This window comes from Kordiimonas sp. SCSIO 12610 (assembly GCF_024398015.1).
Taxonomy (GTDB): Bacteria; Pseudomonadota; Alphaproteobacteria; order Sphingomonadales; family Kordiimonadaceae; genus CANLMI01.
Map to the genome: position 1 here is coordinate 3,452,876 of NZ_CP073747.1, position 15,988 is coordinate 3,468,863.

A 15,988-nucleotide genomic window follows, 5' to 3' on the forward strand; every position below is an offset into this window, starting at 1 on the left:
GATGACACTCAATGTCAAACCCAATAGCAATCTATTCCAACTGTTATTTTAGCATGACAGAGTATAATCTGCTCACACCACCCGACAATATACAGAGTGTCATTAAATTCCTTATTTTTGCAGTATTTTCTGCAAATTCCCGCCTTTGTCGCCCCGTATTTTTTGTAACAAGCTCGCAATAAAGATGTCACAAAAAAAAGATTTATCGAGCTTATCCTAATCATAGAACGATGGCAGCAAATAGAGGTGACTATGCCTTTTGATAAGCAAAATATCCCCATTAAACGTGTCGCATTATTTTCAGGTAATTATAATTGTGTTGTTGACGGTGCCAACCGGGCACTCAACCAATTAGTAAGTTTTCTGGAAAAAAAAGATATCAACGTTCAGGTCTTTGCCCCAACATGTAGAAATCCGGCATTTAAACCAGCTGGAAACCTGAATTCAGTACCGTCAATACCGATACCAGGCCGCAGTGAATACCGCGTTGCATGTGGTCTTACACCTAAATTAAAGCATCAATTGCTCGAATTTGATCCAGATATTATTCACCTGTCAGCACCCGACATTCTAGGAAATTCAGCCTTGAAATGGGGCAAGCAGAATAAAATCCCGGTCGTCGCTTCATTTCACACACGCTTTGACACATACCCACGCTACTATCATATGGCGTGGCTTGAGAAATACCTAATTCGGTACATGAAAACCTTTTATAGTCAATGTGACCAGGTTTATTCTCCTGCTGATTGCATCACCGACTTCCTAAAAGAACATGATATGTCCCAGAATATTCGCCGTTGGGGTCGCGGCATTGATACAGATTTATTCAACCCCAATAAGCGCGATATGGCTTGGCGCCAGAGTTTAGGTATCAAACCAGAAGAGAAAGTCATTCTATTTGTCGGTAGGCTTGTTCTGGAAAAAGGCCTTGATGTTTATGCGCAAATTCTTGATAGCCTTACGACAAAAGGTATCACACACAAAGCCTTGATTGTAGGCGAAGGCCCTGAACGAGACGCTTTCCAAAGGCGGCTACCAAACGCTATTTTTACCGGATTTCAAAACGGCGAAAACCTTGCGAGGGCATACGCATCTTCTGATATCTTCGTGAACCCAAGCATCACCGAAGCCTTTGGAAATGTAACCTTGGAAGCAATGGCATCAGGAGTTCCCGCCATATGCGCAGATGCATCTGGGGCACGTGTTATCGTAAAACCTGATGTGACAGGCTTTCTTGTGAGCCCCAAAAATATTGACGCGTACGTCAACAAAATAGAAGAATTTATTAATAACGATACACTCCACCAACAATTTTGTCTGGCAAGCGAACGCCATAGCCAGAACCTGACATGGGAGTCAGTACTATCGGAATTATTTGCGCAATATGAAGAAGTCGTGGAAACCTATTCGGCACAAACAAAACTTTCGCCGAGCTATATACACCGGAGCTTATAAACTAAATTTACTTAGATAAATAACGCACACCTGATAGATCGTGATTATACTCATGGTACCTCAAGCGCTAAGCGTATAAGGCATTAAGAGCTTATTTTTACTAAGGTAAATTTGTGAAGACCCTAAAAACTCTCATATCGTTTAAGACGCTAAATGAAATAGAAAATAACAGATCAATTATCCTCTTGGGTAAAGGTATCCAGCTACTGATCGTTGTTGCTGTTGCAATCTTTCTATTCAATAAAGTCTCCGAGATTGGATGGTCGGATGTATGGGAAGCCTTACCCCAAAACCCTTTATACTATCTATTTTTCATCGCGATGTTTTTAACGCTGCCCATCTTTGAAATGATAGCTTATCGTTTTATGTGGGGAGCGGATGAGATCAACGTACGGAACAGTTTATACGCTTTCATCCGCAAACGCGTCTATAATTTCGCAGTACTAAGCTACACGGGTGAAGCATATATAGCCCTCTGGGCAAGACGAAAAACCAAAGTTGACCGTAAAACTGTTTTTGCAAATGTTAAAGATTCAACGATTTTATCTGCTGTAGCGTCCAATTCTTTCACAATATTGATGTTAGCTGCGTTTCTGATTACCGGACAATTATCAGTCCTTATCGATGCCGACCCAGATTACAAGGTGTACTTAGGTCTTACCTTTTTTGTTGGGTTAATTATCTTACCGCTTATCATAAAGTTTAGAAACAAGATCATCGCCCTCGACAATCAGGTCGCAAAAAAGGTCTTCCTCGTTCATTTATCACGCCTGATCTTGATGCTGTTGTTTCAGGCCTTACAGTGGACGGTTGTTCTACCAGATGTACCTTTTTCCACCTGGCTATTGTTTTTAACCGCACAATTAGTCCTCACAAGGGTACCATTCCTACCAAATACAGACCTATTGTATGTAGGGCTCGGTTTAACACTTGCCAGTTATATCGATGCACCAATGGCTGTTATCGCAGGCATGTTCCTTGCGTCAGGCGCTTTGTTTCAAATCGCAAATCTGTTGGCCTTTATTTTCACATCGTTTGACGATATTAAACTTGGCCCAAGTGCGCATAACACGCTATCGCAGCAGCCAACACAAAAAGCCGAAGTTACTTAACTTCGGATTAAACCCCAAATGCTTCCAGGAATGTTTCAGGTTCAGGGCGCATGCGATAGTTATCGGTCTGGTCAGAAAGAATGATCTTCCCTTCCTTGTCCACCGCTATCACTGTCGGCAACACGGTATCACTGTCATAACCTAAAACCTGAAGACCAAAAGGTAGTCCACTTGGCGCTTCAATCCCTAAGATTTTAGCGGCCTTATTATTTTTGTCGGTCAAAAAATGAAACGGTATATCAAACTTTCGAGCAAGCTTACGAGTTTCCTTTTCTGGCTGCGGGCTAATCAAAGCAACTTCGATACCTGCATCGATCAAACGTTTATAAGCTGCCACAACTTCTTTAATCTGGGCTATACACAGAGGGCACCAGTTCCCTCTAAAGAATAGGTATAATGCAGGCTTCCCTTCAAAAAAATCCGTCGAAAAAACATTGCCATTTCCATCCACAGCGGCAAAAGACGGCATCACATTGCCAACCTCGATCGCAGGGCTTGGTTTTCTTCCCAGTGTTGAATACCAATATATATAAGCAAGGAAAAACCCAAACCCCAACACAGCCAATAAATGCGGGATATCAAAAGACTGCGGACCGCCAGTTACCGGGAATAATACTAGCCCCAAGCCGACGAGGCCAGTTCCGTATATTAGGGGAAGCTTCGAACCAGTGCGCGGTGTCGTTTGACGGATCATCCAATAGCCTATCAAAAGAGAAATCGGCAATGATGTCAGTCCAACACCAATCCAAAGCAAACTATATCCATTCGAAATCAGATTATAGATAGAAAAACTTGCCACAATCGTCGAATAGGTTAGATAAAACGATATAAATTGCGCTTTGATAAAATTCATCGTCTTCCAAGCCATGATTTATATCCTTCTTACTTTCATTATATCTTAAAACGGCATTTCACGAACAAGAAACCGTTCATCCACGGGTAACGGATTGTCCGGCAGATGGCTTTGCACTGCTTTCATCCAGTTTAATATCACAGGCCGTGATTTCCATGAAAAATCACCTCGCATGCCAATCAACCAAGGCGAAATAATAATTGGGTAAGCCGAAAAATCAGCCAGAGAAGGCAATTTTAATCCACCCAGAAAAGGTCCGTCCTCGATATGCGCTTCCAATTCGTCCAATATTCTGGATCGCATAATTTCCATTGGTTCACTGCGATCCAGCGTGTTTACCATATCCACAATGAAAGGCGCGCGCTTAACCCCAACCGGCCACATCAAACGCCACTGAAGCGGAATAGCCGTTCCAAAATTCACAATCTTGGCAAGGCGCCATCCATTTAAAATGGAATTAAAACTATTGGTCCAATCAACAGCTTCGCGGAAGCGAGCAGGTATCATGACATCACTGATCCATCGATCAATTGTCCAAATGGTTTGTTTTTCGGCTTCAGAATTACCTAACAATGGCTTTTCAGGATACCTTTCATCAAGCCATGCACCCAGGTCAGAAGAGTTTTTCCTCCATTCATCATTGATTTCCAGAACAGGAACCTGAGTTTGCCCAGTGAATTTAATCGCCTCGTTTGTTCTGGGCCGAACATGAACATAGGTGTATGGTAAACCTTTATACTTTAAGTATGCCGACACTTTCATAACAAAAGGGCTGGTCGCATAGCCATACAGTTTAATTCTATCCTGACACCCAGTTTCAGTATTATCAGACATCGCCCACCACCAGTTTATGAAAAAGAAAGACCCTAGATTGCACAACTGACATAAACAAGTTTCCAGAACCAGCGCACGGAATTGTGAAGTGGGAAAAGTAGCACGATAAAGGCTTTTGAAATACACCATTGCCTCACAGATGGCTTCATCCGTAACGTAAACATTAAACCTTTTGGATGGTTGGGTGCAAATTATGAAAAACAGTCTATATCTTTTAATTGTTCTGATAGCGGGACTAATCAGTGCAGCAACACCGTTGAGTGCACAAGACCTGACTTTCCATCAAACACCTGCACAAAAAGCCAACAATGCTCCATACTCTGAAGCTGTAACCGTAGGAAACATGATCTTTTTCGCGGGTCAAGTTCCCCGTGCCGAAGCTGGCGAGGAATTACCTTCAGATATTCAGGGACAGGCTCATCTGGTCATGAAGCAAATAGCGGCACTCGCAGAAAAATACGGATCCTCTATGGACCGTGTTGCAAAATGTACCGTTTTTCTAACCGACATACGGGAATGGGCTTCTTTTAATGAAGTCTATGTTCAATATTTCAAACCCGAGCATCGCCCTGCCCGCAGTGCTTTCGAAGTCGGCGGTTTAGGCCTTGGTTACAAGCTTGAGGTTGAATGCATCGCCGTTAAAAATTAGTGCACACTTCCCTTTATGAAACTGACTTAAAGGACGCATTTCGCGTCCTTTTTATCTGAACTATGACTTAGGTCGCATATTCATTTGCTAGAGCCTGCGCCGACACATAATCCGTTTTACCAGTTCCAAGGACCGGAACCTCATCAACAGACTTGACGTATTTGGGTATCATTAACTCGGATAATCCTTCTCTCTGCAAATATGACCTTAATTCATCTTTGCTCGCGTCTTTGACAGTCGTTAGCAACACAAGTTGCTCACCTTTCTTTGCATCAGGAACAGAGAGAACAGCATGCATATTATCAGGCCAAAGCGTAGACACCGCCAGCTCAACTGCGGTTAGGGAAACCATCTCGCCTGCTATTTTCGCGAAACGTTTCGCCCGACCCGCGATCTTTACAAAACCATCATCATCCAGCTCTACAATATCGCCTGTGTCGTACCAGCCACCAGCAGGTTCTTCCAAAACACCTGGTTTCTCATGCCTAAAGTACCCCTTCATGACATTGGGACCGGATACAATCAATTTACCTCCGGCATCGATACCGGGTACTGGTTCCAGTTTATGATCTATGCCGGGTAACAATTTACCAACAGTACCGGGCCTTACGTGCATTGGCGTATTAACCGCAAGCACCGGTGCTGTTTCGGTCGCGCCGTATCCCTCAAATATGCGAACACCAAACTTGTTTGCATATGTGTTTCTGGTTTCCGGTTTTAGTTTCTCGGCGCCAGCGAAAATATAACGCATAGAGTAAAAATCATACGAATGTGCAAACCTTGCATATCCGGACAGGAATGTATCCGTTCCAAACATAATGGTTGCATTCGTATCATAAATAAGTTCCGGCACAATTCGGTAATGCAAGGGTGAAGGATACAAAAATGTCTTAAGGCCCGACAATAGCGGTAACAACAATCCGCCCGTTAACCCAAAAGAATGGAAAATCGGTAAGGCATTAAACACCGTATCCGCAGGTGAAAAGTCCACACGAGCGCTGATCTGCAATCTATTCGCCTGAATATTTTTATGCGAGAGAACAACACCTTTGGGCATTCCCTCAGAACCAGATGTAAATAATATCACCGACGGGTCGTTTGCCTGTGCCTTTGCACTGAGGTGTCGGTGCCAGATCGTAGGCATAAAAGCCATTAACATGCCTTTCAGCTTTGACACCAGCCCAATTTTTTCTCTTATATCCTCAAGATAGATAACCTGATGATCTTCTGCCAAGGCTTCTGTGATATGCCCAAGTTCCCCCAGTTCGATGAACCTTCTAGAGGTTAAAACTGTTTTGACCTTCGCCGCAGTACAAGCAGCCTTAATATTTTTTATTCCTGTTGAATAATTCAGCATCGCAGGCACACGGCCATAAACCTGCAACCCCATAAAGGTTACAACAGCACCAACCGAGTTCGGCAGCAAAAGGCCAACATTTTCACCTGCGCTTGCATATTTTTTCACTTTGCCGCCAAGAACAAATGATCCCATGATCAATCTTGAATATGTGATGGGGCTACGCTCAATATCCTCAAGGACTACTTGCTTTCGGCCATGCATTTTTTTGGCTTCCAGAACACTTTCGAACAAAGTTTGCTCAATATTGCTCGTTTGAAACATCAAGTCTGACATTAATTCATAAAGTGCTTCCCCGAGCCATGCACGGCGGGCACGCGCCGACAAGCCTTCTGGTGCCTCAAAACGAACCGCTTCCTCAATTGACAGGGTAATCTTGGGAAAAAGCCTCAGTTTCAATAGCCCTTTCAAGCGCGAAAATGGACTAAATTGCGCGCCATCAATACGAATAGGTAGAATAGGTGCGTTCGAAAGGTTTGCGATCATTCCCGGTCCTTCATAGACCTTCATCAAGGCACCCGTTACAGTAAGACGTCCCTCGGGGAAGATAACGATCCGCCGTCCTTTTTTAACTTCCTTAACCAGTGATTTGGTAGACATGGGGTTGGTTGGATCAATAGTTAGCAAATCAAAAAGCGCAAACGCAGGCTTTACCCACCAGCGGTTTGCAATGTGCGTATTAATCGCAAACGTAAGCTGATGCGGTAAGAACGCGCTGATCAATAGGCCATCCAAAAAGGAGGTATGATTTGCAATGATCACTGCCTTATTAGAGACCTTATGGTAGTTCTCGATCCCTTTCACCTCGACGCGGTAAAACAATTTAAGCACTGTTCTAACAATGGATTGAACCAAATCCTGAGGCAGTAGCCTAACGATATAGATAGCAGCCCCAATGGAAAGCAGGGAAATAACCAAAAAGATCCCATGGATGGTAAAGTCAAATGCCAGCAACGCAGTTGATAATATTGCGGAACCAACCATGAAAACAGCATTCATAACATTATTGGCGGCAATCACTCGTGCTCTGAGGTGTTTTGGACTACGGGATTGAAGAATAGTATACAAAGGAACAATATAGATACCACCTGCAATCGATATCCCAAGTATATCAAGCAATATCCTCCAACTACCGTCTGCAGTTAAAAAAGCAAAGAGATCAAACTTGGAGCCTGTAACATTTTCAAACCCAACACTGGCAAAATACAAGTCTACACCAAAAGCCGCCATGAAAATTGCTGCCACAGGTACAAAGCGAGCTGTAATGGCACCGTTTAACAATCGGTTACACAGCATTGACCCAAGGCCAATACCTAATGAAAAAGTAGCAAGCAAAAGCGTGAATACCTTCGCGTCAGCATTTAAGACCAAATCAACATAATTGGGAAACTGAGCGAGATATGTAGCCCCAAAGAACCAAAACCAACTGATCCCCATAATGGCCAGATGTAAAACTTCGCGCTTGTGGACCTCCCGGATCAGCGAGAATGTTTCACTGAGAAAATTCTTGTTCACCTTCAGATCGGGGGCTTTTGGTTCAGCAACTGGTATGTTTCTAGAGGTTAAAAACCCAGCAACTGCAAAAACTACAATCAGGATAGAAACAATCAAAAGCCCCGCATCAGGTAATAACCCACCAAGAATAGTACCGATCAATATGGCTAAGAAAGTTCCAGACTCAACAAGTGCATTACCGCCAATTAATTCATTTTCATTCAAATGGTCAGGAATAATCGCATACTTCAAAGGTCCAAAAAATGTGGACTGCGTCCCCATCAAAAACAGAACAACCATCAACAAAGGAATACTTTTGATAAAAAACCCAAATGCTCCAATGGCCATAATGCCAATTTCAAACAGCTTTACATACCGGATCAGTTTCGATTTCTCGAGCTTATCCGCTAACTGCCCTGCAATTGCTGAAAAGAGAAAGAAAGGGAGAATAAAAAGGCCTGGTGCAAGTGTAACAAGAAAAGTAGCCGTCTCCTCACTGACCAAAAACTCACGTGCTATAATCCCGTCAGAAGATACGATACCAAATGTAATGATGGCTACGAGTGCCGTTTTGAAAACATTATCGTTGAAAGCCCCCAAAAACTGCGTTGCAAATAATGGCCAAAATCGTTTGGTTTTAAAAAGATCAAACTGAGGTTTCGACATAAATGCGCCCTTCAAATTTATTTTCTATCATCATATTGGCTTGAACTGGAGTATGTAAACCCTTGTAATGGTTTTAAAATACACTAATGAAGGGACTTAACTGCACGCGCAATTGTGAAAATCTGCGCTTTGCCCATTGCACAGTAAGCTTCTATACTCTCAGTATTTTTAATCATTGGATACGTATCATTTTATGGAATCGCTATATTATTCAATTTCGTATGCTTGCCACAGAAAATGCAAACATTGCTACGACGATCGCTTTCGCCCGTATGTGAGAGACGCGTTGGAAAATGTTGTTCTTGAGGGTGAACAAGCGCATGAAAAAATAATCCGCAACCTCCCAGATACCATGACATATCTTGACCTCCAGAGCACGATTGAGGGCGGTGGTTTTGAGAAAAAACAAGGCCGAATTGTCCTTTCAGGCGGCGAGGTTTTAGTGGACCCTGTTCGTACCCGAATATTGTACCCTGTACTTGAGAAGCTAACGGCTAAATATGAAAATAATGGCGGCATCAGGATCATTGTTCAAACAACGGGCGATCTGGTTACAGAGGAAATTCTTGATGACCTTCTGTCCCGTGGTGTCTGGATGATTTCTATATCAGGGATGGATGATTATCATGTGGGCATGCAAGGCGATAAAAAAAATGACCTGATCGAAAAGCTGGAAACCATGTTTCACGCGAGGAACATGAAACCATCCGGGCACGCCGCCCCCGTTAAAGACTGGTCAGAAGAAGAGGGCCCTGTCTATCATTTCTTCGGTGCAGAAGACGACGAATGGATCGGCAAATTATGGCCGCGTGGTCGGGCTTGGGAAAATGGCTTATCAAGGGCTACAATCAAGGATAATTTCTGCAACAATTGGTCTGGCGGCAAAGGATTTCTCAATCATGGTTATTCAGGATCAGAGGTTTCGATTGAACCCGGCGGGGACATTTACCCATGCTGCCTGAAAACCAAAGCGCCCTATGGCAACCTAACCGAGGAAAAACTAACGGATATTCTGGATGATCTCTCAGGTCATCCCGTTTTTGAAGCCATAAATGCTGGAAACCCGGTACGTATGGGAAAAAGCGAAGGCTGGTCGATGGAGCGTTTTTTAGAAGCCTCAAACACCGAAACACCCCAAGGAAAACCTTATGCAAACCTATGCATAGGCTGCGACAAATTCCACGCTGAAATCCTAAAACCAATCATCGAAGAACGCCGTAAAAATCGCCTAGCGAAAAACCAATAAACGTAATCGATCAAACCCTCTGTTCACACCGCCCTAGATATACTAAGGAACAATGTATTATGGTTTCATAATGGATCATCGCAGGCCAAATGGAGGGAAACATGGCTGATAAAATTGGTATCCTATCAATCGACCAGGGAACAACCTCCAGCAGGGCCATTGTCTTCGACAGCAATGCGCAGATTGTCAGTGTCGCACAACAGGAATTCACACAGTATTATCCTAACGACGGATGGGTAGAACACGATGCGGAAGAAATCTGGAGCAGTGTTGTCAATGTTTGCCAGCAGGCAATTAACGATGCTGAGATAAAAGGGTATCAGATCAAGGCATCAGGTATTACCAATCAGCGCGAAACCACTGTTGTTTGGAACAGAAAAACCGGAAAAGCCATTTATAACGCCATCGTCTGGCAAGATCGCCGAACCGCAGAAACATGCCGTGTACTTAGCAATCCTGACACTGAGGCTTTTATTAAAGAGACAACAGGCTTACGGCTCGACCCTTATTTTTCCGCGACAAAAATTGCGTGGATTCTTGATAATGTAGAAGGGGCAAGGAGCCTCGCCAGTATGGGCGAACTCGCGTTTGGTACAATTGACAGCTTCCTCATATGGCGGCTAACAAACGGGCACGTTCACGCAACCGACGCCACCAATGCCAGTCGGACCAACCTTTATAATATTAAAGAAGGCAAATGGGATGAAGCGCTCCTAAACCTATTCAATGTCCCTTCGTCCGTCCTTCCAGAAGTTAAAAATTCTGCTGACAATTTCGGCGACATTAGCCCATCCCTGTTTGGCAAAGCCATTCCTATTACTGGTGTGGCAGGTGACCAGCAGGCCGCAACAGTTGGTCAGGCATGTTTCGAGAAAGGCGATATCAAGAGCACATATGGAACCGGTTGTTTCGTGATGCAAAACACTGGTGACGACATCATTTTATCAAACAACCAATTGCTAACCACAATTGCCTATCAATTAGATGATAAACCAACTTACGCGCTCGAAGGCTCGATTTTTATCGCAGGCGCCGCAGTGCAATGGTTGCGCGATGAACTTGGTGTCATTGAAAATGCGGCCGACAGTGAACGTATGATCGAGGAAGCCGACCCAAACACCCATATCTATCTGGTGCCTGCTTTCACTGGTCTTGGAGCACCCCATTGGAACCCAGAAGCGCGCGGTGCAATCTTTGGTCTAACACGCGCGAGTGGCCCAAATGAATTTGTCCGCGCTGCTGTCGAATCTGTCTGCTATCAAACCCATGACCTGTTGGCAGCCATGAAAGCAGACGGCGCACCCGCAGTAGCATTGAAAGTTGACGGTGGTATGGTTGCAAACAACTGGATGTGTGATTTTCTATCAAGCATCCTCGAACTATCAGTCCAGCGACCGACAGTGATGGAAACAACGGCATTAGGCGCCGCTTATCTTGCTGGCCTAGAAGTTGGTATCTTCAAATCGCTCGACGATATTCGCACAAATTGGAACGTCGACAGCGAATTTAATGGCTCGATAGCCTCTGAGCGCCGTGACAACCACTTAGCCAATTGGCAGAAAGCAGTACAAGCGACATTAGCCTATGCTGCTATTGAATAATCGGTAGGAGCAAAGATTGCCTTCAACCAACATGAAAATTCGGCTTGCGATATATGATGATATACCGCGCATAATTGAGATCGAACAGCATGGCGGCAGAAAGTTCTCGGATATTGGTATGGAGTGGGTAACTGAACGTCCTTCTTCGAACAGTCGCGATATCACAGAAGGCATCAATGCAAAATCAATCTTTGTAGCCGTTAATGATCATACTCTGGCAGGCTTTATCCATCTGGGTATGGTTGATAATCATGGTCACATATTTGAGGTTTCTGTTGACTATGAACTACAGGGTAAAGGTGTGGGTAAGTTGCTGATGAATAGTGCGGAAGAATGGGCAAAGCACCATAATTTCAACGCTATCAGCTTAACCACTTTCAAGCATGTTGCTTTTAATGGTCCGTGGTATCAATCACTAGGCTATATTGAAACTGATCCAGATGATAAATTACCCGAATTAAAAGCCATTATTGATAGTGAGCGCACAAGCGACCTTAATAAGAGCGAGCGGATCGCAATGATAAAATCGCTTGATAAATAATAAGGTTGATTAACCAGGCCATTTAGCCTGAATCTCTAGAAAATCCATAAAGTCGATCCCAGCTTTTGTGAGCCATGTTTCGCTCGGCCCCTGCCACCTGTGTTTTTTCCAGTCTACTTTACCACTGGGTTTGAAGGTAATTCCCTCTGCTTTCAGGAAACTACGCTGACGATCAGCACCGTCTCGTTCACTAATCGCGCCTGCACTGTTGATCACACGTTGCCAGGGAATATCCTGACCGGACGGTGTTCCCGCCATAGCAAAGCCAACAATGCGCGGCGTTGCATTTTTAATCAGCGAGGCAATCATCCCGTAGCTTGCGACCTGCCCGGCCGGAATCTCTTTAACCAACTCATAGATCGCAGGAAAACTTTTATATTCACGGGCCATAATTTTATACTGCTATATAGATTAACTAAGCGTTGGTTTTATTTTTGACGCCGCTAGAGCAGCCTTTTGACGCGCTAAATCCGTGTCGTCACCACTAGCAACAGCAACCCCCATACGCCGCCTTTCAAATGCCTCCGGCTTACCGAACAAACGAATTTCCGTGTCAGATTCCATGAGTGCATCTGCCAACCCTGCATACGAAATAGCTTTCCCGTCCATACCGCCATAAATGACGGCACTTGCGCCCTCTAATGTCTGGGATGTGTCCACCGGCAGCCCCAAGAGTGCACGTGCGTGCAGCTCAAATTCATTTTGTTTCTGAGTAATCAAGGTCACGAGGCCTGTATCATGTGGTCTTGGGCTAACCTCAGAGAACCAGACATCATCGTCTTTGACAAAAAGTTCCACGCCAAAAATGCCCTGTCCACCAAGCGCTGTCGTGACCTTCTCAGCTATCAACTGTGCGTTCGCCAAAGCTTGTTCGCTCATCGCCATTGGTTGCCAGGATTCGACATAATCACCGCTTTCCTGTCGGTGGCCAATTGGATTACAGAATGATGTTTCAACCTCACCGCCCTTGCCGATCGATCTAACTGTCAACAGCGTTATTTCATAGTCAAAATCAACAAAGCCTTCTATGATCACGCGCGACCCCGATACACGACCACCTTCCTGCGCGTATGACCAGGCACCATCAATATCGGTCTCGCTCTTTAGAAGGCTCTGCCCTTTACCTGATGACGACATCACAGGTTTGATCAAACAAGGAAAACCAATATCGCCTGTGATTGCTTCACGCACTTCGTCAAGCGAGGAAGCGAATGCATAGGGGCTGGTTGGCAGGCCCAATTCCTCAGCGGCAAGCGTCCTGATACCTTCGCGGTTCATAGTTAATTGCACAGCTTTCGCCGTTGGGATCACTGTGCTGACGCCCTCATCATCAACTACAGCAAGAACATCTGTCGCAATCGCCTCAATCTCTGGAACAATATAATGCGGTGAATATTTTTCGATAACTGATCTCAATGCCTTGGGATCGGTCATATCAACCACAACTGCCTTATGAGCAACCTGATGGCCCGGCGCGTTCTCGTAGCGATCAACGGCAATCACCTCAACACCGTACCTTTGCAAGGCGATAATCACTTCCTTACCTAGTTCACCAGCCCCCAATAACATAACTCGTGTAGCGCTCTCGCTGAGCGGTGTCCCTATTTTCATGGTCTACTCCAAAAACTATGAGATTACTTTATGCAAGGCCCAATTGCTGCTCATCCAGTGCGAACAATAGCTCATCGCCCGTTTTGATTGTTGACGCCAGAGCCGTGGACACAGGCAGTAGCCGCTGTGCAAAAAACTGTGCCGTTACAATTTTTGACGTAAGGAATTTGGTATCACTATCGCCCGCTGCAATCCGATCTTGTGCCTTAAGTGCACCTTTAGCAAGAAGCCAGGCCCCAACAGTTTCTGACATCAACCGTTGATAAGGTACCGAGCCCGCAGCAACCGCGCGCGCGTTCTGACCATGCATCTCCAGGAACCAATTGCTAACATCCAAAGCGGCATCCACAGCAGACAATAGGGATGGTTTCATACTCGATAAATCGCCGTTCAGTTTTTCCTCTGCAAAGGCTTTAATCTCAGACAACAGGCCTTTAATACCCTCACCACCGTCCATTTTTAGCTTACGGTTAGCAAGATCCCAGGATTGAATCCCATTTGTGCCCTCGTAAATTGGCGTGATGCGAACATCACGGTAAATCTGTGCGATACCCGTTTCTTCAATGAATCCCATACCACCATGGACCTGTACCGCGTCATCGACAACAGCAACACCCATATCGGTCCCGTAAGCTTTAGAAAGTGGGGTTAAAACATCAGAAAGTGTACGCCAATATTTTCCCTGCGCATTCCCCCTTGAAGCATGCGCCATATCAATGGCTTTGCCGTTCATATAGTTGATCGCACGCGCGGCCTCTGTGCGGGCTTTCATTGTCATCAGCATCCGGCGAACATCGGCGTGATTTATAATTGTTGCCTTTGACCCATCGCCGCCTACGGGTGTTCCCTGAACGCGCTCCGACGCATAGTGAAGCGCTTGCTGGTATCCGCGTTCTGCACAGCCGACGCCCTGAAGGCCAACATGTAAACGCACCGTATTCATCATGGTGAACATCGCCATCAGGCCTTTGTTTTCTTCGCCAATTAAATACCCGACACATTCACCATTGTCACCGTAAGCCATCGTACACGCGCATGACCCCTTAAGGCCCATTTTATGTTCAATGGAAACACATCTTAGATCATTTCGGATGTCATAATTACCATCATTGTCGACAATGAATTTAGGAACCAAAAACAGGGATATACCCCTTGTTCCCTCAGGTGCGCCCTCTAGCCGTGCAAGGACCAAATGTACAATATTATCCGTAAGGTCATGCTCACCGCAGGTAATATATATTTTCTGACCCTGAATGCGGTATGTTCCGTCATCTGCTTTTACTGCCTTAGTCGTTAGCGCACCAACGTCAGAGCCGGCTTGGGGCTCTGTAAGGTTCATAGTTCCGCCCCATTCACCGGATACAAGCTTGTGTAGGTATTTTTCTTTTAATTCATCCGAGCCATGGGCCGCGATTGCTTCAGCCGCACCAATTGTCAATGATGGTAACTGCGCGAATGCAAGGTTGGCACCGCACAGCATTTCCTGCACGGGGGCAAAAACAGACTGGGGCATGCCGCCACCGCCAAATTCAACTTCGCTCGCGAGGCCCACAAGCCCGAGTTCCTGAACATTTTTCCATGCTTCTATCGCACCGGGGGGATAGGTGACAGTTCCATCTTCAAATTTTGCTTCAACACGATCACCGATGGCATTCATGGGAGCAATTTCATCCCGCATCAATTTCGCGCATTCATCAAGGATCGCTTCGACGACATCCGAACCTGCTTCTGCAAAAATTTCAAAATTTGTAAGTTCAGCAATTTCTACAATGTCATTGAGTGTAAACATCATGTCTTTGACGGGAGGCGAAAACATATTGAGTATATCCTTACTAAGGTAATTAAATAATCAGTAGCCCTGAACCAAAACAGTATTTAGCGTTCCAAAAAAAGAACTCTGTCACCAGTTTTCTCTAGATCGAGCGCAAAACCTTGAGCGATTAGCTTCATAATCATGGCGTCCGTTTCTGCTTTGCCGGCGATATTATAATGGATTTCCATAATAATCTTTTCAATGCCCGACAATTCAACGTGATTGAAAAAATCAACCTCCGCCCCTTCAATATCCACGATCAAGGTATTGGCCTGTTGCTCAGAAATTGCTTTTTCGACCGACGCAACTTTGGTTGGCAGGGTCGCAGTATAAACATCCGGTTTTGTAAGAGACGATGACCAAAAGTCATCATGAACATAAAAATCGACAGTATCAGAATTAATCTGGCTTTCCGGCATCAAAGCAACTTGATTAACAGGGATATTAAATCCATTACGCCGAAAATTATCACGCGCCCATTCAATCAGATAAGGGTTAAGCTCGTAAGTTGATATCTTGTCGCCCACGATATTACTGGCGACCATTGCAGTTATACCAATACCCGCCCCTAATTCGATAATACGATCATCCGGTTTTATTACTTTTTTGATCAGATTAACTTCGGCACTTTCATACCAACCTTTAATGAAAGACCGAAGAATCTTCAAAGAGACCGCACGTTTATCAAAACCAATTTTATAGTTATGCAATGGAATAATATCATTCGGTTCAAAATTCATACTTCTGTGCCTTGCG

The 15,988-nt window shown here is 44.7% G+C and carries 13 protein-coding genes; 6 read left to right on the plus strand and 7 right to left on the minus strand.

Going from position 1 to position 15,988, the window contains the following annotated elements:
• The first annotated feature begins 252 nt into the window (after window positions 1-252).
• Both KFF44_RS15960 and KFF44_RS15965 read left to right on the plus strand, forming a co-directional pair.
• Window positions 253-1,455: a glycosyltransferase family 1 protein gene (locus tag KFF44_RS15960; protein ID WP_255936041.1), complete on the plus strand. Its 1,203-nt coding sequence runs from the start codon at window positions 253-255 to the stop codon at window positions 1,453-1,455.
• Between the two features lie 113 nt (window positions 1,456-1,568).
• The gene (locus tag KFF44_RS15965; protein WP_255936042.1) at window positions 1,569-2,567 is read left to right on the plus strand and encodes a hypothetical protein; all 999 of its coding nucleotides are present in this window, start codon (window positions 1,569-1,571) and stop codon (window positions 2,565-2,567) included.
• 7 nt (window positions 2,568-2,574) lie between these two features.
• Here KFF44_RS15965 and KFF44_RS15970 read toward each other — a convergent pair whose 3' ends face one another.
• Both KFF44_RS15970 and KFF44_RS15975 read right to left on the minus strand, forming a co-directional pair.
• Complete coding sequence (locus tag KFF44_RS15970; protein ID WP_255936043.1) at window positions 2,575-3,435, minus strand: redoxin domain-containing protein; 861 nt, start codon at window positions 3,433-3,435, stop codon at window positions 2,575-2,577.
• A gap of 30 nt (window positions 3,436-3,465) precedes the next feature.
• On the minus strand, window positions 3,466-4,254 hold the full coding sequence (locus tag KFF44_RS15975) for a glutathione S-transferase family protein (protein WP_255936044.1): 789 nt from the start codon (window positions 4,252-4,254) through the stop codon (window positions 3,466-3,468).
• A gap of 193 nt (window positions 4,255-4,447) precedes the next feature.
• On the opposite strand from KFF44_RS15975, the gene KFF44_RS15980 reads away from it, so the two are divergent.
• Window positions 4,448-4,903, plus strand: a complete 456-nt coding sequence (locus KFF44_RS15980) for a RidA family protein (RefSeq protein WP_255936045.1) — start codon at window positions 4,448-4,450, stop codon at window positions 4,901-4,903.
• A 67-nt stretch (window positions 4,904-4,970) separates the two neighbouring features.
• Here the strand turns inward: KFF44_RS15980 and KFF44_RS15985 are convergent, their stop codons facing one another.
• A complete protein-coding gene (locus KFF44_RS15985) occupies window positions 4,971-8,420 on the minus strand; it encodes an acyl-[ACP]--phospholipid O-acyltransferase (RefSeq protein WP_255936046.1) in 3,450 nt (1,149 codons plus the stop codon).
• A gap of 193 nt (window positions 8,421-8,613) precedes the next feature.
• Between KFF44_RS15985 and KFF44_RS15990 the strand changes: the two genes are divergently transcribed.
• The 3 genes from KFF44_RS15990 to KFF44_RS16000 all read left to right on the plus strand — a co-directional run bounded on the left by KFF44_RS15990 (window position 8,614) and on the right by KFF44_RS16000 (window position 11,808).
• Window positions 8,614-9,666, plus strand: coding sequence for a radical SAM/SPASM domain-containing protein (locus tag KFF44_RS15990; protein WP_255936047.1), 1,053 nt, complete (start codon window positions 8,614-8,616; stop codon window positions 9,664-9,666).
• 101 nt (window positions 9,667-9,767) lie between these two features.
• Entirely contained in the window at window positions 9,768-11,267 is a 1,500-nt protein-coding gene (gene glpK, locus KFF44_RS15995; protein WP_255936048.1) for a glycerol kinase GlpK, read from the plus strand.
• Window positions 11,268-11,283: 16 nt separating this feature from the next.
• On the plus strand, window positions 11,284-11,808 hold the full coding sequence (locus KFF44_RS16000) for a GNAT family N-acetyltransferase (RefSeq protein ID WP_255936049.1): 525 nt from the start codon (window positions 11,284-11,286) through the stop codon (window positions 11,806-11,808).
• Between the two features lie 9 nt (window positions 11,809-11,817).
• Here the strand turns inward: KFF44_RS16000 and KFF44_RS16005 are convergent, their stop codons facing one another.
• The 4 genes from KFF44_RS16005 to KFF44_RS16020 are packed head-to-tail and all read right to left on the minus strand — an operon-like array spanning window position 11,818 to window position 15,972.
• On the minus strand, window positions 11,818-12,198 hold the full coding sequence (locus tag KFF44_RS16005; protein WP_255936050.1) for an MGMT family protein: 381 nt from the start codon (window positions 12,196-12,198) through the stop codon (window positions 11,818-11,820).
• 21 nt (window positions 12,199-12,219) lie between these two features.
• The gene (purT, locus tag KFF44_RS16010; RefSeq protein WP_255936051.1) at window positions 12,220-13,419 is read right to left on the minus strand and encodes a formate-dependent phosphoribosylglycinamide formyltransferase; all 1,200 of its coding nucleotides are present in this window, start codon (window positions 13,417-13,419) and stop codon (window positions 12,220-12,222) included.
• A gap of 28 nt (window positions 13,420-13,447) precedes the next feature.
• On the minus strand, window positions 13,448-15,235 hold the full coding sequence (locus KFF44_RS16015; RefSeq protein ID WP_255936052.1) for an acyl-CoA dehydrogenase: 1,788 nt from the start codon (window positions 15,233-15,235) through the stop codon (window positions 13,448-13,450).
• A 59-nt stretch (window positions 15,236-15,294) separates the two neighbouring features.
• Window positions 15,295-15,972, minus strand: coding sequence for a 50S ribosomal protein L11 methyltransferase (locus KFF44_RS16020; RefSeq protein WP_255936053.1), 678 nt, complete (start codon window positions 15,970-15,972; stop codon window positions 15,295-15,297).
• Window positions 15,973-15,988 lie beyond the last annotated feature (16 nt).